A 19,998-nucleotide genomic window follows, 5' to 3' on the forward strand; every position below is an offset into this window, starting at 1 on the left:
TGATGAGCGGCGCGCGGCTAGCGCAGCGGCGTCCCCCACCCCAACCCCTCCCCTGAAGAGGAGGGGCTAACTTATCCCGTGGGGATGGCCCTCACGGCAAGCGCATCCTATAGACATTGGCGCAAGCGCCCGGCAGACGGCGCATCCGGACGATGGAGAGCCTGAGTTTGCGTGCCTTCGAGCATTTCCCGAGCCTGACCGCTTTGTTTTTCACGCGCGCCGCCGAGCGCGGTGAGCGGCCCTTCCTGTGGACGCGGGAAGAGGCTGGCTGGGTGTCGATCAGCTGGGCGGAGGCCGCGCGGCGCGTCTGCGCCATGGCGCGGGCGCTCGCGGAGCTGGGCATCCGGCCCGGCGACCGGGTGATGCTGGTCAGCGAGAACCGGCCGGAATTCTGCATCGCCGATCTCGCCATCATGACCGCGGACGCGATCACCGTGCCAACCTACACCACCAACACGACGCGCGATCATGAGCATATCATCGCCAATAGCGGCGCGCGGGGTGTGATCTTCTCGACAGCGAAGATCGCCAAGGCGCTGATGCCGGCGGTGGTGCGATCGCCGATGCATCTCGCGATCAGCATGGAGCCGATGAGCTCGATGCAGAGCTCGACGGTGGAGATCTGTCACTGGGATGCGCTGATCGCGGCGCACCCGGCCGATCCCGCCGCGACCGCCGCCGCCCTCACCGCGACGCGCGACGACATCGCCTGCCTTATCTACACCAGCGGCACCGGCGGCGCCCCGCGCGGCGTCATCCAGCATCACGGATCGATCCTGTGTAACGTGGAAGGTTGCATCGATCTTATCGCCGGCGATTTCGGGTGGGATGAAGAGGTGTTCCTGTCCTTCCTGCCGATCAGCCATGCCTATGAACATAGCGGTGGCCAGTTCCTGCCGATCGGCCTGGGCGGCGAGATCTATTATGCCGAGAGCCTGGAAAAGCTCGCCGCCAATATCGCCGAGGTGCGCCCGACGATCATGGTGGTGGTGCCGCGCCTGTTCGAGCTGCTGCGCACCCGCGTCTCCAAGGCGATCGAGAAGCAGGGCAAGCTGCCCGCCATGCTGCTTGAGCAGACCCAGCGGCTTGGCGCCAAACGCTATACCAATGGCGGCAAGCTGCCGATCTGGGACTGGCCGCTGCAGGCCGTTCTCGACCGCACGATCATTCCCAAGGTGCGCGACCGGTTCGGCGGACGGATCAAGGCCCTGGTCTCGGGCGGCGCGCCGCTCAATCCCGAAGTCGGCATCTTCTTCGATGCGCTCGGCCTCACCTTGCTGCAGGGCTATGGCCAGACCGAGGCGGGGCCGGTGATCAGCTGCAACCGGCCCTCGGCCGGCCTCGCGATGGACACGGTCGGCCCGCCACTCAAGAATGTCGAGGTGGCGATCGCCGAGGACGGCGAGATCCTCGTGCGCGGCGAGTTGGTCATGAAGGGCTATTGGCACAACGACGCCGAGACCGCCCGCGCCATCCAGGGCGGCTGGCTGCACACCGGCGACATCGGCGAGTTCGACGGCAATGGCCGGCTCAAGATCACCGACCGCAAGAAGGACCTGATCGTCAACGACAAGGGGGACAATGTCGCGCCCGCCAAGCTGGAGGGCATGCTGACGCTCCAGCCGGAGGTCGGCCAGGTCATGGTCTATGGCGACCGGCGGCCGAACATCGTCGGCCTGATCGTGCCCGATCCCGACTGGATGAAGGAATGGGCGGCCGTGCACGGCAAGCCCGCCGAACTCGCCGTGCTGCGCAACGACCCTACGTTCCTCGCGGACATCCGCGCCGCCGTCGATCGGGTCAATGCCGATCTCTCGGTGATCGAGAAGATCCGCCGCTTCGCGCTCGCCGACGAGCCCTTCACCATCGACAATGAAGAGCTGACCCCCAAGCAGTCGATCCGGCGACACGTTATCCGCGCCAGATATCAGGACCGGCTGGACGGGCTCTATGGCGCACGAGCGGAGGACTGAGAGCGCATAAAGCCCTCCTCTGAAGAGGAGGGGGGAAGCAACCTATTTCCCCGCCGTCTTGTAGGGAATGAAATCCCCCAGCGCGCAACTGCCGGTCATCGATCCGCTGGTCAGGTTCACCACATGCGCGATGTCGCCCCGGCAATATTGGCTCGCGTCCAGCCTGTTCATCACCAGCGTATCGCCCTGCGCCAGGCCATGGCATGACCCCTGCAGATTGTTCCGGTAGAGCAGGTCCTTGTTGACCCGATAGACGAGTATGTTGTCGCCCAGCACCTGCAACTTGCTGCTGTCGTAGGAAGAGATGCAGCTCACCGGCGCGCCGGCGACCTTGCCCGCCAGCAACCGCTCCAGGTCCTTCGCCTCACGCACGCCCAGCTGCGGCTCGGTCGGCGCACCCTGCGTGCAGGCGGCGAGACCAAGCAGCCCCAAGGGGAGAATGATCCTCTTCATATCCGTCACTCCTCTCGCCCCTCTTTTCGGCCCGGCGAGACTAGCAGATTTTGCCGCTCCTCGCATCCTCCATGACGGACACGCGCCGTCCGGACCTTGATGTCGGCCCCCAGGCGCACCGCTCAACCGTCACCATCAGCGAGCGCGGCCCGCTGCTTGCGTGTCAGGCTGGCGCGGACCAGATCATGGCTCTGGTCGACCAGCCGCGCGACCTCCTCCTCCGGCACATCCGACGCCAGATCGACGCTGATCCAGAAGCGCTTGTCGAGATGCGAGCGATGGCCGATGCCCTGATAGCGCTCGCGCAGCAGCTCTGCCTGGAAGGGATCGCATTTGACGATCACGTAGGCCTCCCCGCGCAGCGATAGGATCGCGAACATCTTGCCCATGATCTTGTACATCGCCGAGAGCGGCAGTTCCGCGCGCGGCGGCGTGTAATGGTCGACTGTCACCGTCGGCCAGGCATCGAGCCGCGCCTTGAGGGCCTCTCTGGCGGCCTCGGGCGACCTCACCCCTTGTCCTTCTCCGCGCGCCGCCGCGCCAGCTCCGCCACGCTATCCGCGCGCAGGAAGGGATTGGTCGCCCGCTCCTGCCCGATGGTGGTGGGCACCGTCGCTTCGTTCCGCGCGCGCATGGCCTCGACCTGCGCCACACGTGCCCGCACAGCCGGATTGTCAGGCTCGGCACGCAGGGCATATTTGCCGTTGGAGAGCGTATATTCGTGCGCGCAATAGACCCGCGTCGCGTCCGGCAGAGCCTCGAACCGGCGCATGTTCGCGTACATCTGCTCCGCCGTTCCCTCGAACAGGCGCCCGCAACCCATCGCGAACATCGTGTCACCGACGAAGATGACCTCATCCTGCGCGAAATGATAGGCGATATGCCCGCCGGTATGCGCCGGCACGGACATCACCATCGCCTCATGATCGCCGATGCGCACCCGGTCCCCCTCGCCCACGGGCCGGTCGACATTGGGAATCCTGGCCAGCTCCGCGGCGGGCGCTGTCACTTTGGCGCCTGTCACAGCCACGATCTCCGCATTGCCGCCGATATGATCGCCATGCCAGTGCGTGTTCCAGATCTGGCTGATCCGCCAGCCCTTCGCATCCGCCGCCGCCAGCACCGGCGCGGCCACGGCGGGATCGACGACCAAGGTCTCATCGCTCGCCGGATCGTGAACCAGCCAGACATAATTGTCGTTGAGCACCGGCACGCGGAGAATGTCTAGATCAGCCATTCATGGTCTCCAGATGGGCTTGCGCGTCCTGCGCGATGGCACGAGTCAAAGCCTCAGCGTCCTGCGGGCGGACCCGCGTGGCGCCCGCCCCGACCCACAGGGACGAATAATCGTTGCGCCCCGCCGCTTCAGCGGTCGCGCGCAGCGGTGTGATCGCGTTCGAGGCATAGGGGAAAGCCGGCGCCTCCGCGCGGATTGCGCCGAGTTCCCGCATCAGGCGGTTGCGGATGCCGCGCGCCTCGCGCCCGGAGAAGAGATTGGTGAAGGCCGCATCCGTCGCCGCGTCCGTCCCCAGCAAGGCGCGGAACGGCGGCGCGATCAGGCTCTGTGGCGTGGCGAGATAGGCGGTGCCGATCTGAACGGCGCTCGCGCCCGCCTGCAACGCCGCCGCCATGTCCGCACCATCGACGATGCCACCGGCTGCGATCACCGGCACGTCAACCCGCTCGCGCAGCAGCTCGGCCAGCGGCGTGGGCTCGTGCCGCTCGCCCAGAAACCAGCCTGAATGCCCGCCCGCTTCCGCACCTTGCAGGATGATCGCGTCGCAGCCCCGCGCAGCAAGGAAGCGCACTTCCTCCCGCGTCGTCGCACTGGCGAGCACCACTGCGCCCGTCGCCCGCACGCGCGCCAGCAGCCCCGCCTCGGGTAAGCCGAAATGGAAGCTGACGATCTGCGGTCGCGCCTCCTCGATGATCGCGCACATCGCCGCGTCGAACGGGCGCCGCAGCGGCGCTGGCGGACCTTCGCCGACGCCTTCCTGCGCATAATAAGGCGCGAGCAGGGCTCGCCAGGCGCTCTCGTCTGGCGGCTCGGGCAGATGGTGGCAGAAGAAATTGATGTTGAGCGGCCCGCTTGCCACCCCTCGCACCTCGCCAATCTGTGCGCGCAGCTGCTCGGCCGAGATCGTCGCGGCAGGTAGCGAGCCGACCGCGCCGCCCTTCATCGCCGCGATCGCCAGCGCTACGCCGCCAGCGCCCGCCATCGGCGCCTGCACGATCGGCACCTGCGCGCCGGTCAGGGCGAGGAAGGCGTCCGACGCGGCAGGCCAGCGCGCCACTATCCGGCTACCATTCGCCCACATTAGGCATGGACGCCCACGGCTCGGCCGGCTCGAGATGCCCGTCCTGCAGAAGCTCGACCGAGATGCCATCCGGCGAGCGCACGAAGGCCATGTGCCCGTCGCGCGGCGGCCGGTTGATTGTCACGCCGCCATCCATCAGCCGCTGGCAGGTCTCGTATATATTCTCGACTCGATAGGCGAGATGGCCGAAATTGCGGCCGCCGGTATAATGCTCCCCCGCCTCGCCTTCCGGCGGCCAGTTATAGGTCAGCTCCACCTGAGCATCTTCATCTCCCGGACAGGCCAGGAAGACGAGCGTGAAGCGCCCCTGCTCGTGCGAGAAGCGCCGCACTTCCTCGAGGCCGATCAGGTTGAAGAAACGGATGGTGGCGTCGACATCCGTCACGCGGATCATCGTGTGGAGATATTTGGGCATGGCGGCGGCTCTCCGTGGACAGGCTGAAGTCTCCCCGCGCAAATAGGCTTGTGCGATGGCCGGGAAAAGAGCGGATTTCGCAATCCGTCGTCCAGCCCCTTCACAAGGCGCGGAGCAGAATCCCTCAGCGCCCCTCCGGCTGGGCTTTTCCCGGCGCAGAAGCAGGCTCGGGCCCGAGCTGAGCCAGATAGTCGCTCGCCTGCTTCTGCACGTCGCTGTCCTTGCTCGCCAGTTCCTGTGCGCGCTTGAGCGCGGCACGAGCGGCGGCGTCGCGATCGCCGGAGAGCGCATAGATGACGCCCTGCTCAAGCGCGATGGCGGCATCGTCGCGGGCACGTGCGGCGGCCTGCTCGATATGCGTGCGCGCAAGCGGCAGGTCGTTCATGCGCCGTGCCAGGGTCGCCGAGAGCAGCCAGGCAAGCGGGTCGTCCTTGGCCAGCACGATCGCCTGATCGAGATCGGTTCGCGCGCCCTTGAGATCGTTCGCCGCGACGCGGGCGCGGGCGCGATCGAGGTGGATCTCTCCCGTCGCCAGGGTCGCCGGGAGCGGCGCGGCCAGCGCCGTATCGAGATCGCGCACGGCACGCGCACTATTGCCGGCGATCAACGCCGCATTGCCGGCCTGCGACCAGAGCCTTGCCTTGGTGACGACATCGAGATCGCTCGCCGCCGCGCCACGCTCGAAGGCGTCGGCCGACTCTGTCCAGCGCTCGGCCCGGCCCAGCGCATAGCCATGACATTGCGCGGCATAGGCGCCGCCGCCCTTGGCGTCCCAGGCCAGCGCGATCCTGACCCCATCGGCCGGATCGACATTCGCCCTGGCGAGGCAGTCGGCGAGCTTGTCCGCAATCCCCGGCGGGACGACCGCCGCCAGCGCGGCGCGGTCATCCTGGGTCAGCACCGGTGTGGTGGACGGCGGCGTGCCGGTCGTGGTCGGCGCAGGTGAATAGACGGTGTCGGCGTCGGCCCGGCGCTTCTCGTCGCGATGGCGCAGCAGCGCCTCGATCTCGGGCGGCTGCGGCTCGGTCAATTGGGCGAGCTGGGTAAGCGCCAGCGCGGCAGTCAGGAAGATCGACATCAGGTCTCCGTCAGGCGGGCCACCATCTCGATCAGCAGGGTGATATCCTGCGGGCGCGAGAGGCGATGATCACCGTCCTTGACGAGAAGCGTCTGCACGTCGCCTGAACGCAGCTGCTCGGCGATGCGCGGCGCGATGTGCCAGGGCACGTCCGAATCCGCCTGCCCCTGCAACAGCCGCACCGGGCAACCGACCTCGATCGGCTTGTCCAGCAGCCGCAGCGCCTCGCCCGATTCCCAGAAGGCATGCGTCGTCACATAGGGCTGGTCGCCATAGGGCGTCGGCTCGACCAGCCTGCCCTCCCGCCAGATGTCCTCCTTCTGGTCGGCGGAGAAGCCCCAGTCAGTGAAGTCCGGCGCCGCTGCGATGCCGACGAGTCCCGCGACTCGTTCACCCAGCTCTTGCGCCAGTAAGAGCGCCAGCCATCCGCCCATCGACGAGCCGATCAGGACGAGCGGTCCTTCCGGCGCGACGGCGTCGATCACCAACCGCGCGTCGTCCCGCCAACTCGCCAGCGTGCCGTCCTCGAAATCGCCTTCGCTCTCGCCGCAGCCGGCATAATCGAGGCGCAGCATCGCGCGGTCCTCGCGCCCGGCCCAGTCGTCGAGCGCCAGCGCCTTGCCGCCCTGCATGTCGGACATATAGCCGGGCAGGAAGACCAGCGTCGGGCCGTTGCCGGCGCGGTAACGATAAGCGAGGCGCAGGCCATCCGGGCGAGTCACGAAGGAGGGAGGAGCGAGCGAGATGTCAGTCATGACCGGGGCTTAGGCCAATATGCGCCAGAGGTCACCAGCCCAAAGCCGGGTTTTCGAAACAGCGTATCGGCGACGCTAGAAGAATTGATCTGCCGGCTTCACATGCTTGTCGTCGGTGCAGGCCGTGACAATGGCCTGCCACTCCGCGGGACTGAGCGACGGCGTGTAGCGATGGTCCTTGATCGCCGAATGCTCGAAGGCGGCCTTGCGAGCGCTCGAGACCGGATGCGAGGCCATCCAGCTCATCGATTCCTCGATCTTCTCGCCGCCGGACAACCTGGAGAGCTGGTCGAAGAAGGCGGCGGTCGGCAAAGGCGAGATGTTCGCGCGCTTGAGGGCCTCGATCGAATATCGGTCCGCCGCGCTTTCCGCGCTGCGGCTGTAGCTCATCGCCAGCAGCCCGTTGACCGTGCCGCCGACCTGCCCGTTGAAGCCGCCAAGCACGACGCTGAGGCCGAGCTGACGGACCAGCCCGGTCAGTGTATCGCGATGACGGACATGGCCGATCTCGTGCGCCAGCACGCCGGCCAGCTCGTCGGGCGACCTGGCCTGCTCGATCAGCTTGTCGAAGATGAGAATATGGCCGCCCGGCAGCGCGACGGCATTGACGATGGGGATGTTGGCGATGCCGATCTGGCGGATCGGTACGTCCTGGCCGAGCTGGCGCTGCAGCTTGTCGATTGCGGCGCGGCTGGCTGGCGTCTCGCACAGGCGCCCGCCGAAATCGCCGACCATCGCGTCGCCGAGACTGTCCTCCCAGCTTTGCGGAATATAAGGCGCCACCCATTCCGGCGCGCGCAGGATGACGAAGACGACCGCCGCCGCGACCGCGCCGAACAAGGCGACGGCACGCCACAGACCGATCCGGTCGATCATCCGGCCATAGCGCGCGACAAGCGGTAGGTGCGCGGCGAAATCCAGAGGCGGTGCCCCGGCAAAGCCCAGCCGCCAGCCCGGAACGTCGCGCAGGCCATAGACGGATCGCCCGCCGGTTCCGCTCAGCGGGACCAGATCACTCCACCGATGAGAGCCGGTGACACCGGACTCGAGGGTCAGGCTGAACCCGTCCGCGGTCCAGTCGATCCGCGGATGGCGGCGGCTCGCGCTGGTGCCGTCATAGTGCCAGATGCTCTCGTCGGGGCCGGCGCTCGTCATCTGCGCATCCTGCCCCTCAGATCGCCCCGAGATCGAAGGCATCGGCCAGACCCTCGCCTTGGCCGGGCGCGGCGGTGGTCGATTGGGTCAACTCGGACAGGCTGATCTCGCCGGTCGCATCGAGATGCGTCACGAAGAATTTCCAGTGACGGTAGTTGAGGAAGATCAGGCCCACGCCGAGTGTGACGATGACGAGGCCGATGTCGCCAAGGATCAACTTGAACCAGTCCTTGGCGCGCGCATCGAACTCGAACTGTAGGGTCGATAGCGACATGCCGCCGACCACGACGCGGAAGAATTTGGAGTAATAAGCCAGCGCGATCGCGCCCAGCGCGCCATAAATGGCCACCGCCATCATGATGATGAACAGGACAAATCCGACACCCTGGGCCTCGCCCGGACGCGGCACCGCGCCGCCCGCCGCCACGAATGCAGCGCCGATCATCCCCATCACCAGACTGAGCACGATGATGATGATCGGGAACAGATAGAAAAGCAGGAAACGCCTGAAGACGTCACCCGGCAGCGCAATCGCGTTGAAGGGATGAGGCCCAAAGCTCATCTTGTTCCAGCGGTCGTTCCACAGCGACACCATCGCCCAGGGGATCAGCAGGCCGAGTGCCGCCGAACCGACGATGTTGCGCCACACATAGGACCAGCCATAGCCCCAGCCCTTGTCGTTGCTGCCGCCGCGAATGCCGTGCCAGTAGGTGCGGCTGAGGCGGTAGCGCAGCATGCGGAACAGGGCGACGCCGCTCAGATAGAAGATCATGAAGCCGGAGAGGAGGGCGAGCGTGACCGCAAGGACGCCGTGCCCCTGGAAGATCAGCGCCTGCATGCCGAATACGAGGAACAGATAGGGCGCGCCCAAAAGCAGCAGCACCAGCAGGAAGCCGATGAACAGCTCAAGGCCCGTGCCCGTCCATTCCAGGGGCTCGTCGATGAAGCGGGTGTGGCTCCACAGATACTGCCGCGTGCGGGTCGTCCCCCAGAAGCGATAGAAGCCCAGCGTGACGATGGTCAGCAGCAGGTTGGTGAAGGCGATCGGCGCGTAATCCTTCCACGTGCCGCTGAAGCCGAAGGCGCGCTGCCCGTCGTCACTCATTCCGATTTCTCCCCCCAGGAAACGCTCCGCTCAGCACAGACACCGGACCGCAAGTGCCTGTCAAGAAAGGCGGCAACGATATATTTGCGGTTGTGGATCAATATGGGCCTGATCCAGCGGGGAGCAGAGCTGACGTGAGCGGACCTTCATCCGGTGCCTTGGCATCCGGCGCAGCGGCACAGCTGACGGCGCGGGGCTGGCAGCCCAGCAAGTTCGCCCTGCGCGGCGGACGCTGGCTCAGCGCGCCCGGCGAGGTCAATGTCGCCTCACGCCTGTTCGCCGACCGCGCCGTCACCAATTATGTCGCCGCGATCCGCGATTTCGCCCATGGCGCACTCGCCGATCTGGGCTGCGGCAATGCTCCGCTGGCCGGCGTCTATGCGCCTTATGTCGAGAGCATGCTCTGGGTCGACTGGCCGGGCAGCCTGCATCAGAAAGTCGCGCTCGACGTCAGTCAGGACCTCAACCAGCCACTCGCGATCGAAAGCGCCTCGCTCGACACCGTGCTATTGACCGACGTGCTGGAGCATATCGCGCGACCCGACGACCTCATTGCCGAGCTGCGTCGCATCCTGCGCCCGGGCGGTCGCGCGATCATCGGCGTGCCCTTCCTCTACTGGCTGCACGAGGAGCCGCACGACCATCATCGCTACACGATCCACAAGCTGCGCGATTTCGCCGCCGCCCATGGCTTCGCCGTTCTGCGCGAACAGGTGAACGGGGGTGGGCTGGATGTCGTCCGCGATCTTCTGACCAAGCTGGCTTATGCCGAGCGCTTCCCGCTCCCGGCCTGGCTGGTCCATCATGCAACGGGCGCGCTGTTCGCTCCGCTGGGTCCGGTGAGTCGCCGCGCGCATAACGCAATGCCGATGGGCTATACAGTGGTGTGGGGCGTCGACTGACGAACAGGATAGAAGGATCGCCACAGGAACAACGTCCCTTGACAGCGCAGCCGTCGCCATGCGCTCGCCGCAATACGACCTGAGTCAGTTGGTCAATTCGCCCCCAGCCGTCATCCGCAGCGGCGACGCTTTAGACCGTATAGCGATGCAGTCCCCGCCCCTCGCGCCGCAGCCAGGCGCGCGCCGCATCGGGGTCGGCGGGCGAGATCTCGCGGACCAGCGCATGAAACTCCGGCCCGTGGTGCATATGCTTGAGATGCGCGACTTCATGCGCAACGGTGGCGAGGCGGACGTGCGGCGGCGCGAGGATCAGCCGCCAGCTATAGCGTATGTCGCCACTTGACGAGCAGCTCCCCCAGCGCGCGCGCGGATCGCCGATCGAGACACCCCGCAACGGCAGGCCGTGCCGTGCCGCGAGTGCCATGGTCTCCTCGGCCAACACCGTCCCGGCCCGGGCCTTGAGCCAGCGCAGCGTGCGCGTACCGGCATGGTCGCTCGGCCCGCCGACCAGAAGCTGTCCTTCCTCGCGCCGGACCTGCCGCCCTGGCAGGCCGGTCGTGACGATGCGCAGCGTCTCGCCCTCGACCGGCACCAGCGCGCCCGCGCCCAGCACGATCGGGCAACCGGCACGGCTGCGCTGATCCTCGACCCAGCCGCTCTGCTCCTGCGCCCAGGCAAGCGCGGCGCGGATCGAGGCGCGCACCGGAATCGTGAGCAGCGCGCGATCGGCGAGCCCATCGAACCGCAGCTTCATCCGCCGCGAGCGCGCATTGCGCTGGACGATCAGCGCGATGACGTCGCCATCGGCGAGCGGGAGAGCATGCTCAGAGCGGCTGCTCGACAATGTGATTCTCCAGATCCCCGGCGAGCGTCTCGGAAATCACGCGGCCGCGCACGCTGTGGCCGCCCTCGTGAATCGCCTCGCGATCGCCGCAGATGAGATAATGCCAGTCCGGCAGCGGCTTGCCCTCGGCGCGGCGCACATAGGCGCAGGTTTCAGGCAGCCAGTTGATGCCGGCAAGCTTCGCCGGCGTCAGGCGCAGGCAATCGGGCACATAGGCGCGGCGATGCCGGTAGTTCGAACATTGCCCGCTCTGCGTGTCGAGCAGGCGGCAGGCGACGTTTGTCGGATAGATGCGGCCGGTGTCGAAATCCTCGACCTTGTGCAGGCAGCATTTGCCGCAGCCGTCGCACAGCGCCTCCCACTGCGCGCGGTCGAGCGTCTCGAGCGGTTGTTCCCAGAAGTTCATCGCACGAACTGGTCGAGGAAATCGCGCACGGCGACTGCGGACGCATCCTCCTTCGCGTCCGCCTCGCCGATCGGCACGAGCGCGATCGGCTTGCCGTCCGGGCCGAACAGGAACGGCGTGCGCGTGTGGTTGACCAGATAGTCCTGCGTCGCCTTCTGGTCGCCCTCCTTGGACGAGACGACGACGAACGCCTTCTTCACCGCCTCGATCTGCTCGGGCGTACCGGTGAGGCCGATCAGCTTCTTGTGGAAGGCGGACACATAAGGCTTGAGCACAGCCGGTGTGTCGCGCTGCGGATCGACGGTGATGAAGATCGGCTGGATCTTCGCCGCTTTGACAGGATCAGACTTTTCCAGCATCCGGTAGCCGGCCATGATGTCGCGCAGATCGAGCGGGCAGACGTCCGGGCAATAGGTATAGCCGAAATAGACGATGCGATACTTGCCGGCGAAATCCGCCCAGCGCACCGTCTTGCCGTCCTGATCCGTCAGCGTGAAATCGCCGCCGATCCTGGCGCCGGCGAGATTGCCCTGCGGTGCGGCTTGAGACTGGTTGGACGCGCTTTGCTGACAAGCGGCGAGCGCCAGCGCGGCAAGGAGAGCCACCGAGTTTTTGTAGGCTTTGTTCATGACATGGCCAGCCATGCCCTGCTATTGGGGCCAGTGCAACCGCAGGATACAGGGGAACAGACCACGTGACGCAGCTTCGCCGAGACCGCAGGATGCGGGCAGCCATCGCCTGGCTTGCCCTGGTGATGACGGCCTTTCTCGGTCTCCTGACCTCCCAGCCGGCGGCGGCGCAATTCTCGGACAGCTACAAGTTCCTCGAGGCGGTCCGCAAAGGCGATAATGACAAGATCCTCAAGGCGCTGGAAGGCGCCGGCGTCACGCCGATCAACACCAAGGACCGCACGACGGGGGAGACGGCGTTGCTGATCGTGATCGGCAAGCGCGACGTCATCATGACCAACTATCTGCTCGCGCGCGGCGCCCGGGTCGATCTCACCGACAATCTTGGCCGCTCCCCGCTGATGCTCGCCGTCGAGAAGCGCTTCACCGATGGCGCGCTGTTGCTGCTGTCGAAGAAGGCCAACCCCAACCAGACCAACAGCAGCGGGGAAACCCCGCTCATCCGCGCGGTGCAGATGCGCGATCTCGAAATGGTGCGGCTGCTGCTCGGCAATGGCGGCGATCCGACCCGTCGCGATACGATCGCCGGCATGTCGGCGATCGATTATGCACAGCATGGCTCGCCGGTGCCCGGCATGCTCGAAGCCCTCACCGCCAAGCAGAAGGCCGCCCCGAACAAGGCCGTGCAGGGGCCGACGCTGTAGCGAACGAGGACTTACCAGGGAACGGTCTTGCCGTCGCGATCCAGATAGTCGAGTCCGGGCTTCGTCCGCTTCGATAGCAGCAGGTCGACGAGTTTCGGGGCGCTCTCTTCGAGCGTGAAGGGCGCGTCCGGTCCACCCAGGTCGGTCTTGATCCAGCCCGGCGCCATCAGCAGCATCGCGCGCGAATCCCTGGTTTCTCGCGCGGCGAAGCTCTTCATGAGCATGTTCAGCGCCGCCTTGCTCGCGCGATAGAGGTCGCGCATTCCGACCGTATTGTTGGCGATGCTGCCCTGTCCGGACGACATGACGCCGATCAGGCCATCCGCAGGGACGAGATTTTCGAGCGCATCGATCACGCGCATGGGACTGAGCGCGTTCGTCAGCATGACCTGCAGAAACTCGTCCGTCGCGATGTCGCCGATCCGCGCCTGTTGATCGCCCGTCGCGATCCCCGCGTTCACGAACAGCATGTCGAGAGATCGGCCCGACAACCGGTTGCGCAGCGCACCGATCTCATCGGGCTCGGTGATGTCGAGGGTTTCGATTTCAAGCCGGGCCCGATGAAGGTCGGAAAGGTCATGCAGTCCGGTGCGGCCGCGCGATCGTACCGTGCCGATCACCTGCCAGTCTCGCCTCAGAAATTCGGCTGCGATCGCAAGCCCGAGGCCGCGGGACGCGCCAACGATCAGGATCGTACCGGCAGCGGGTTGGATTGATCGGTCGGGCATGGGCTGACCTCGTGCCTTTTCGTTTGAATTCGCCGTCGGACGAATGATCTTCTAGGAACATGAGGGCCTGAACGCCAGCACCAGCGACGGGGAACAGACAGGGCGCCACCGCCTCGAGGAACCGGCACCGCAACCTCGCGTTGTCCTGTCATGTCATCCGATCGCGCTGCACCGGGCCTCGCGCGCGTCAAGGCCCGCTGGCACAGTGTCCGGCCCTGGCAGCGTGGGCTGCTCGTCCTTCTCGTCCTCCTGATCGCGCTGGTCCTCCTTGTCGGCAGCTTCCCGGCAAGCCTTGCCAGGCCCTGGGCGGAGCGGCGCCTTGCTGCCCGCTTCGGCGCGCCGGTCTCGATCGGGTCGATGGCGCGGTCGCCCTTCTTCTCCTTCTCGCCGCGGATCATCCTGCGTGACGTGCGCATCGCGCAGCCGGGCTGGGCCGGGCCTGGCGATCTGATGCGGGCCGGCGCACTGGAGGTGCGAGTGCCGCTGCTGCCGATCTTGTTCGGGCGCGGCATGCGGATCGAGGCCCTGCAGGCGCGCGACGTCACTCTGGCGCTCGTCCGCGAGGCATCGGGCCGTGCCAACTGGAAGCGTGGCGGGTCGTCCGGCGGCACCGGTCAGGGTCTTTCGGATGTGAGCATCACCAACGGCCGCTTCACGCTAAAGGACGGCAAGCGCTTCCTGACCCTCGCCGGCCACATCGATGCGGATCGCCAGCATGGCCTCATCCTCCGCGGCGAAGGCCGCTTCCGTGACAGTCCCGCAAGTCTCGTCCTGACCGGCCCGGCTATCCCGGTGCGCGGCATGCGCGATCCCTATCCGGTCGCGCTGGCGCTGCGCTCTCCGTTGCTGACCCTTGATGTCCGGGGCATCATGGCCGGCGCGCTCAATATGCGCGACATGACGCTCCAGGTGAGCGCGCGGGCGCCCTCGCTCAAATATCTCGACGACATCATAGAGGCCGGGCTGTTCGGCTCGCAGCCGATCGACCTTACCGCGCGTCTGCGCCACAACGGGCGCGACTGGACGATCGAGCGGATTGCCGGGCGCGTTGGCCGTTCCCTCATGCGCGGCAGGGCGCAGATCGACAAGCGTGACGGGCGCACCAAGGTGGACGCCGACATCGTCTTCAGCCAGCTCGATTTCGACGATCTGGCCGACGACGAAGGCCTCGCGGAGCACCGCGCGATGAAGGTGCGGATCGGCCCGCGCGTGCTCCCCGATACGCGCGTCAATCTCTCCAAGGTCGGGCCGACCGACGGCACGATCCGCTTCACGGCGCAGCGCCTGCTATTCAGGGACGAGTCGGTCTTCCGCTCATTGCGCGGGACGATCCGGCTCGACCATAAGCGCCTCAGCATCGATGACATCGAGGCTGGCCTGACCAACGGGCGGATGACCGGGCGGCTGGTGGTGGATCATCGCACCGGCGCGTCGCCGCTCGTCGACATGGATCTCCAGTTCCGCGACGGCCGGCTCGGACCGCTGCTCGATGCGAGCGACAAGGTCGATGCCCCGTTCGGCGCGCGGATCGCGCTCGCCGGGCGAGGCGACACGCTGCGCGAGGCGCTCGCCCGGTCGGACGGGCATGTCGGGCTGGTGGCGGGCAATGGCCATGTCTCGCGACTGGTCGCCGCCGTGTTGGCCCAGGACATGGGCAAGACGATCGGCGCCGCGCTCGGCGATGGCAGCGACCAGGTGCCGCTGCGCTGCATCGCGCTCGGCTTCGCGGCGAAGCAGGGACGGCTGACGGCCGCGCCCTTCCTGATCGAGACCGCCGCCGCGCGCAGCCGGGGCGAAGGGGCGATCGATCTCGATGGCGAGCGCATTGCCCTCGCCATCGGCGGCACGGCGCGCAAGGGCAGCGGGCTCCCGATCGTCGACCCGATCCGGATCGGCGGCACCTTGTCTCAACCCAGCGTCGATCTCGCCTCGACCGGAGACGGCAAGGGCGCCGGCGGCCTATTGGGCGCGGTGGTCAAGTCGATCGGTGGCGCGCTGGGCCTGACCGAGAAGAAGGGGCCGACGGTCAACGCCACCGGGCCGGTCGATTGCGCCGCCGTCTCGCGGCATGTGCTGCGGGCGAGGTAGCGGCGCCCACCTTCCAAAACTCCTGACACAATCACGACCCGGCCATCCCGTTCACCCCAGCGCCAGCCTCAGCTGCACCGGCTCCTCTTCATCCCCGTCATCCTCGTCTTCGCCAACGAAGTTCGAGAGGCCCAGCCCGAGCAGGCGCGCGCCGATCGGCAGCGGCAATTGCGCGCGCAGCAGATCGGCGCCGATCGCGAAGGCATCGGCCGCATCGTGCGGGGGAGCGGGCAGCGTGCGCGAGCGGGTGAGGATGCGGAAATCGCCGAGCTTGATCTTGAGCGTCACGGTGCGACCATGGGCCTGCGATTTCTCGACCCGCTCCCACAGGCGCGCCGCGATCTGCTCCAGCTCGGCGAGCAATTGCCCCTCCGCGCCGATGTCGCTCGCGAACGTGTCCTCCACGCTGATCGACTTGCGCGTCTCGCGGTCGCGCACCGGCCGGTCGTCCAGCCCCCGCGCCGCACCATGGTAGAAGGCCGCTGCCTTGCCGAAATGGCGCTGCAGCGCGGGCAGTGGCCAGGCCTTCAGGTCGGCACCGGTCTGGATGCCGAGCTTGGCCATGCGCCGCGCCGTCACCGGGCCCACGCCGTGGATGCGCGCCACCTGCATCGCCGCCATGAACGCCTCCGCCTGCTCCGGCTTCACCACGCACAGGCCATCGGGCTTGTTCTGGTCCGAGGCGAGCTTGGCGATCAGCTTGTTGCACGAGACGCCGGCCGAAGCGGTGAGCCCCGTCTCTTCCCGGATCAGCCGGCGGATCTCCTGCGCGATATAGGTGGCCGAGACGATGCCGAGCTTGTTGTGCGTCACGTCGAGATAGGCCTCGTCCAGCGAGAGCGGCTGGATGATGTCGGTGAACCGCTCGAAGATGCCGCGAATCTGCTGCGAGACTTCGCGATAGGCCTCGAACCGCGCGCGCACGAAGATCAGGTCCGGGCAGAGGCGCCGCGCCTGCCCGCCCGGCATTGCCGAGCGCACCCCGAACTTGCGCGCCTCATAGCTCGCCGCGGCGACCACGCCGCGCGTCCCGCCGCCGCCGACCGCAAGCGGCAGGCCGCGCAACTCGGGATTGTCGCGCTGCTCGACCGACGCGTAGAAGGCATCCATATCGATATGGATGATCTTGCGGTGCTGATCCGGCGCGTCGACCATGACCGGCTTATGCCACGCGAGGCGACTGAACGAAAGGGGAACAAGGATGGATCTCGATGTTCGCGAGATGGATGGCGCCTGCCATTGCGGCACGGTGCGCTTCCATGTGCATCTGCCCGAGGGTCTGCGCTCGGCGCGGCGCTGCACCTGCTCGCTATGCCGCATGCGCGGCGCGATCGCGGTGACGGCCAGGCTGGATGACCTCACCATCACCGCCGGCGCGGACGCCCTGACCTGCTACACATTCAACACCGGCGCCGCGAAGCATTATTTCTGCTCCAGGTGCGGCATCTACACGCATCACCAGCGCCGCTCGAACCAGAGCGAATATGGTATCAACGTCGCCTGTCTGGCGGGGGTCAGCCCGTTCGACTTCCCGGAGATCATCGTCAATGACGGGGTCAATCATCCCAATGACAGCGGCGTCTCGCGCGTGGCCGGCGTGCTGAGGTTCATTCCGGCGGACCAGAGTTGAACCGTCAGGACGGGATATACGTTGTCGCGGCGCCCAAGACCGCGGATCAGCTCTCGCCCTTCCCCAGCTTCAGCCCTTTGAGCGCGGCGAACGGCCCGGCTTCCTCCTCGCTCAGCACGCCCATCTCGCGCAGGATCGCGTCGGCGCCGGCCACGCGCGGATAGGGATCGAGATTGAGCGCGAGGGTCTGGGCGACCGTCTCGCCCAGGTCGATGCGCTCATCCTCCAGCGGCAGCAGGTCGAGGTCCTCATCGCTCAGCTCGACTTCGCCCTCCTCGTCGCTCGCGCTCGCATCGAGGCCGCGCACGAAACGGACAGTGAAAGGCACGTCGAGATGCGCCGGCACATCCTCGTCGGTCGCGACGCAAGCCTGGACGAGATCGGCGATCAATGTGCCGGAGAGCAGCGCGCCGCCGGCCTCGGGCACGACATGAAGGCGCGCTTCCAGCCGATCGAGCGCGCGCAGGCCGAAGCGGCGCGCGAGCGCCGTGCGTTCCTCGGGCGTCGCACCGATTTCGCGCTCGCGCGAGCCATCGCCCAGCTGGTTCATGGGCAGGATCCGGGAAAATTCGACGGGCGCGTCCATGCTCAGGCCGCCAGATTGCCCGCGAGCAGGGCCGGCAGATCCTGCCCGGCGAGGCCGTCGGCCAGCGCACGCAGCCGGGCCTCGGCATAAGCCAGCTCGTCGGCCGCGGGCGCCTCCCCGCGATAGAGATTGCGCACCAGCGCCTCGGCCAGCGAGGCCTCGCCCGTCAGGCCCGCGCGATAGGCCGCCAGGCGCCCGCCCAGTGCGCCCACCATCTTGCCGACCTGCTTGCCCACGACGAGATCGCCAAAGCCGATCTGGCGGATCTGTCCATCCATGTCGGTGATGAACAGCTCGGTGAGCTTGACCGATTCGGTGTTCGCATCCAGCGCCTCCAGCCGCATCAGCACCAGCGAAAGCACCGCCGCGACCATATCGAAGCGCCCGTCCAGCGTATCGGCGACACCGCCTTCCAGATACCAGTGCGGCGCGCGCGCCGTGGCGATCACGGCCTCGTAGAGCGGCCGCAGCGCGGCGCGATCATCCTTGCGGTTGAAGAGGCTCGACAGAAAACTCATGCGCGGTTCAGCTTCGCCTCGTCAGTGGGTGGCGGATGGCGCGGAAAGCGGATCGGCATGGCCCGTTTCCGCCATGCGGCAGTTGCATATTGATTGCGGCGGCTGGCAATGCAATGGGCAGAGCGCCGGAACGACGGTTTTTGCCCTGAAGGACGGTTTGGTAGCGTAATGATTTTTCGAAGGGCTGTGCAGGAGATGAGGATGCAGCGTGGCATTGGGCGGCCGCTTCTGGTCGCGAGCGCGGCGGCGATGCTTCTGCTGGCCGGAGGGTGCACCCGCATCCGGGCGCATCAGGGCTTCCTGGTCGATCAGCTGATCGTCAACTCCGTGCTGCCCGGCGTCGACAACAAGGCGTCGGTGGAAGGCTCGCTCGGCCGTCCGACCTTCGTCTCGCAATTCGGGCCGGAGCGCTGGTATTATGTGGCGCGCGACACGCGGGCGCTCGCCTTCGCGTCGCCGCGCCCGACCGACCAGCTGCTCGTGACGATCCAGTTCGACGCCAAGGGCAATGTCGCCAGCATCGATCGCAATGCCACGCTCGATCAGGTCGCGAATATCAACCCGGTGGGCGACAAGACGCCGACGCTGGGCCGCAAGCGCAGCCTGCTGGACGAAGTGTTCGGCAATATCGGTGCCGTCGGTGCGGCCGGTGCCGGCGCTCCGGCGGGGCCTGGACCAAACGGTCAATAAGATCAGGCGCGATATTCGGGCACGTCAGTCGACTCTATTCAACGCTTAGTCGGTGACCGAGCGCGGTTTTCCTTGCAATCGTCCCGATATTGGATTCAAATCGGTCCATTGAGGGAGAGCCGGAATGCGACATCTCGGCGATCTGCAGCCCTTGGGCCAGCCAGATATATTTGCCGATCACCCGACGCTGGGCCGCTATAGCGCCAAGCGGAGCCGGTGGCGCTTTGCCGTGGGGTCGCTGGAAGTCGGCTTCGATCGCGCGAGCGAAAGCCTCCACGCCGAGACGCCTCGCCCGGTGCAGGCGGCGCCGCGCGGCGGCGATTTCGGCCGGCGCCTGATGACATTGGTGGGCGTGCTCAGCACGGTGATCCTGACGGTCGCGCTGGCCGGTTGGCTGTGGACCTCGCGCGGCGTCATGCTCGGCGGCGAGACGGTGAAGGCCTCGATCATCGACCGCGGCGATGCCATCCCCTCCGCCCAGCGCGCGCCCGGCGTCACCACCGCCACCGTGATCCCGACCCCGCATCCGACGGCCCGACTCACGGCGCTGATCGAGCAGCGCCGTCCGGCGCCAGCCGTCGCGCCCTCACCCCGCGCTGTCGTGCCGATCGCGAGCGGCGGCGTCGTGAAGGCGCAGGCTGCGGACGATTCGGACAAGGCCGCGCCCAGCCCGGACGAGGCCATCGTCGCCTCGGGCAATTATCTGCTCATCCCCAGCGTCTCGCGCGCGGTCACGCAGGCGATGAGCAGCGGCGAAGCGCAGAACTGGACGGCCGGCGTTTATCACGGCCTCGTCGTCGTCGGCGATGTCGAGCCGCGCGACGGCAAGAGCTGCCGCCAGGGCACCATCCTGCTGCGCGACGGATCGCAGCAGGGTCGCACGCAGAAATTCGATCGGTGCGTCTGACACCATTGCGCAGTTGATATTTTCCCCGTTCGGTTCGAGCGGGCTTCGAGCGAAGTCGAGAAGCCTGTCGAGAACGGCCTTCTCGACTGCGGGTCTCGACAAGCTCAACCCTTC

23 protein-coding genes are annotated in these 19,998 nt (G+C 66.9%); 7 read left to right on the top strand and 16 right to left on the bottom strand.

Features of this window, described 5'->3' with window-relative positions:
• Positions 1–152: 152 nt before the first annotated feature.
• Complete coding sequence (locus KK488_RS04895; RefSeq protein ID WP_250890094.1) at positions 153–1,973, top strand: AMP-dependent synthetase/ligase; 1,821 nt, start codon at positions 153–155, stop codon at positions 1,971–1,973.
• Between the two features lie 42 nt (positions 1,974–2,015).
• Here KK488_RS04895 and KK488_RS04900 read toward each other — a convergent pair whose 3' ends face one another.
• From KK488_RS04900 to KK488_RS04940, 9 genes are all read right to left on the bottom strand, one after another.
• On the bottom strand, positions 2,016–2,426 hold the full coding sequence (locus KK488_RS04900; protein ID WP_214622033.1) for a hypothetical protein: 411 nt from the start codon (positions 2,424–2,426) through the stop codon (positions 2,016–2,018).
• A gap of 122 nt (positions 2,427–2,548) precedes the next feature.
• Positions 2,549–2,938, bottom strand: a complete 390-nt coding sequence (locus KK488_RS04905) for an MmcQ/YjbR family DNA-binding protein (protein ID WP_214622034.1) — start codon at positions 2,936–2,938, stop codon at positions 2,549–2,551.
• A complete protein-coding gene (gloB, locus tag KK488_RS04910) occupies positions 2,935–3,663 on the bottom strand; it encodes a hydroxyacylglutathione hydrolase (RefSeq protein WP_214622035.1) in 729 nt (242 codons plus the stop codon). Before gloB ends, KK488_RS04905 begins: the two co-directional genes overlap by 4 nt.
• Positions 3,656–4,720, bottom strand: a complete 1,065-nt coding sequence (locus KK488_RS04915; protein ID WP_349356851.1) for an NAD(P)H-dependent flavin oxidoreductase — start codon at positions 4,718–4,720, stop codon at positions 3,656–3,658. The genes gloB and KK488_RS04915 overlap by 8 nt, the downstream gene beginning before the upstream one ends.
• Positions 4,721–4,727: 7 nt before the next feature.
• The gene (locus KK488_RS04920; protein ID WP_214622037.1) at positions 4,728–5,159 is read right to left on the bottom strand and encodes a VOC family protein; all 432 of its coding nucleotides are present in this window, start codon (positions 5,157–5,159) and stop codon (positions 4,728–4,730) included.
• Between the two features lie 124 nt (positions 5,160–5,283).
• Positions 5,284–6,237, bottom strand: coding sequence for a tetratricopeptide repeat protein (locus KK488_RS04925; protein ID WP_214622038.1), 954 nt, complete (start codon positions 6,235–6,237; stop codon positions 5,284–5,286).
• Entirely contained in the window at positions 6,237–6,992 is a 756-nt protein-coding gene (locus KK488_RS04930) for an alpha/beta fold hydrolase (protein ID WP_214622039.1), read from the bottom strand. Before KK488_RS04930 ends, KK488_RS04925 begins: the two co-directional genes overlap by 1 nt.
• A gap of 75 nt (positions 6,993–7,067) precedes the next feature.
• Entirely contained in the window at positions 7,068–8,147 is a 1,080-nt protein-coding gene (locus KK488_RS04935) for a M48 family metallopeptidase (RefSeq protein WP_214622040.1), read from the bottom strand.
• A 16-nt stretch (positions 8,148–8,163) separates the two neighbouring features.
• The gene (locus KK488_RS04940) at positions 8,164–9,252 is read right to left on the bottom strand and encodes a YjgN family protein (protein ID WP_214622041.1); all 1,089 of its coding nucleotides are present in this window, start codon (positions 9,250–9,252) and stop codon (positions 8,164–8,166) included.
• Positions 9,253–9,386: 134 nt separating this feature from the next.
• Between KK488_RS04940 and KK488_RS04945 the strand changes: the two genes are divergently transcribed.
• On the top strand, positions 9,387–10,154 hold the full coding sequence (locus KK488_RS04945; RefSeq protein WP_214622042.1) for a methyltransferase domain-containing protein: 768 nt from the start codon (positions 9,387–9,389) through the stop codon (positions 10,152–10,154).
• 130 nt (positions 10,155–10,284) lie between these two features.
• Here KK488_RS04945 and KK488_RS04950 read toward each other — a convergent pair whose 3' ends face one another.
• Genes KK488_RS04950 through KK488_RS04960 form a run of 3 tightly spaced genes read right to left on the bottom strand, consistent with a single transcriptional unit; the run spans position 10,285 to position 12,048 of the window.
• Positions 10,285–10,998 (bottom strand): M48 family metallopeptidase, encoded by a 714-nt coding sequence (locus KK488_RS04950; RefSeq protein ID WP_214622043.1) that lies wholly within the window; start codon positions 10,996–10,998, stop codon positions 10,285–10,287.
• The gene (locus KK488_RS04955; protein ID WP_214622044.1) at positions 10,979–11,404 is read right to left on the bottom strand and encodes a YcgN family cysteine cluster protein; all 426 of its coding nucleotides are present in this window, start codon (positions 11,402–11,404) and stop codon (positions 10,979–10,981) included. Before KK488_RS04955 ends, KK488_RS04950 begins: the two co-directional genes overlap by 20 nt.
• Positions 11,401–12,048, bottom strand: coding sequence for an SCO family protein (locus KK488_RS04960; RefSeq protein WP_214622045.1), 648 nt, complete (start codon positions 12,046–12,048; stop codon positions 11,401–11,403). The genes KK488_RS04955 and KK488_RS04960 overlap by 4 nt, the downstream gene beginning before the upstream one ends.
• Before the next feature lie 77 nt (positions 12,049–12,125).
• Between KK488_RS04960 and KK488_RS04965 the strand changes: the two genes are divergently transcribed.
• On the top strand, positions 12,126–12,737 hold the full coding sequence (locus KK488_RS04965) for an ankyrin repeat domain-containing protein (protein ID WP_214622046.1): 612 nt from the start codon (positions 12,126–12,128) through the stop codon (positions 12,735–12,737).
• Between the two features lie 11 nt (positions 12,738–12,748).
• Here KK488_RS04965 and KK488_RS04970 read toward each other — a convergent pair whose 3' ends face one another.
• Entirely contained in the window at positions 12,749–13,465 is a 717-nt protein-coding gene (locus tag KK488_RS04970; RefSeq protein ID WP_214622047.1) for an SDR family NAD(P)-dependent oxidoreductase, read from the bottom strand.
• A gap of 150 nt (positions 13,466–13,615) precedes the next feature.
• Here KK488_RS04970 and KK488_RS04975 point away from each other — a divergent pair, with 150 nt between their 5' ends.
• Positions 13,616–15,553 (top strand): AsmA family protein, encoded by a 1,938-nt coding sequence (locus KK488_RS04975; RefSeq protein ID WP_214622048.1) that lies wholly within the window; start codon positions 13,616–13,618, stop codon positions 15,551–15,553.
• Positions 15,554–15,604: 51 nt separating this feature from the next.
• Here KK488_RS04975 and dinB read toward each other — a convergent pair whose 3' ends face one another.
• Complete coding sequence (gene dinB, locus KK488_RS04980; RefSeq protein ID WP_214622049.1) at positions 15,605–16,708, bottom strand: DNA polymerase IV; 1,104 nt, start codon at positions 16,706–16,708, stop codon at positions 15,605–15,607.
• A 46-nt stretch (positions 16,709–16,754) separates the two neighbouring features.
• Here dinB and KK488_RS04985 point away from each other — a divergent pair, with 46 nt between their 5' ends.
• Positions 16,755–17,183, top strand: a complete 429-nt coding sequence (locus KK488_RS04985) for a GFA family protein (protein WP_214622050.1) — start codon at positions 16,755–16,757, stop codon at positions 17,181–17,183.
• 46 nt (positions 17,184–17,229) lie between these two features.
• On the opposite strand, the gene KK488_RS04990 is transcribed toward KK488_RS04985, so the two are convergent.
• Together KK488_RS04990 and KK488_RS04995 are read right to left on the bottom strand one after the other, a co-directional pair.
• Positions 17,230–17,733, bottom strand: coding sequence for a YceD family protein (locus tag KK488_RS04990; protein ID WP_250890095.1), 504 nt, complete (start codon positions 17,731–17,733; stop codon positions 17,230–17,232).
• Between the two features lie 38 nt (positions 17,734–17,771).
• Entirely contained in the window at positions 17,772–18,287 is a 516-nt protein-coding gene (locus KK488_RS04995; RefSeq protein ID WP_214622052.1) for a ubiquinol-cytochrome C chaperone family protein, read from the bottom strand.
• A 195-nt stretch (positions 18,288–18,482) separates the two neighbouring features.
• On the opposite strand from KK488_RS04995, the gene KK488_RS05000 reads away from it, so the two are divergent.
• Together KK488_RS05000 and KK488_RS05005 are read left to right on the top strand one after the other, a co-directional pair.
• Entirely contained in the window at positions 18,483–18,977 is a 495-nt protein-coding gene (locus KK488_RS05000; protein WP_214622053.1) for an outer membrane protein assembly factor BamE, read from the top strand.
• 124 nt (positions 18,978–19,101) lie between these two features.
• On the top strand, positions 19,102–19,884 hold the full coding sequence (locus tag KK488_RS05005; RefSeq protein WP_214622054.1) for a hypothetical protein: 783 nt from the start codon (positions 19,102–19,104) through the stop codon (positions 19,882–19,884).
• The last annotated feature ends 114 nt before the right edge of the window (positions 19,885–19,998 follow it).

Origin of the sequence: Sphingobium nicotianae (assembly GCF_018603885.1) — a bacterium.
GTDB classification, from domain to species: domain Bacteria; phylum Pseudomonadota; class Alphaproteobacteria; order Sphingomonadales; family Sphingomonadaceae; genus Sphingobium; species Sphingobium nicotianae.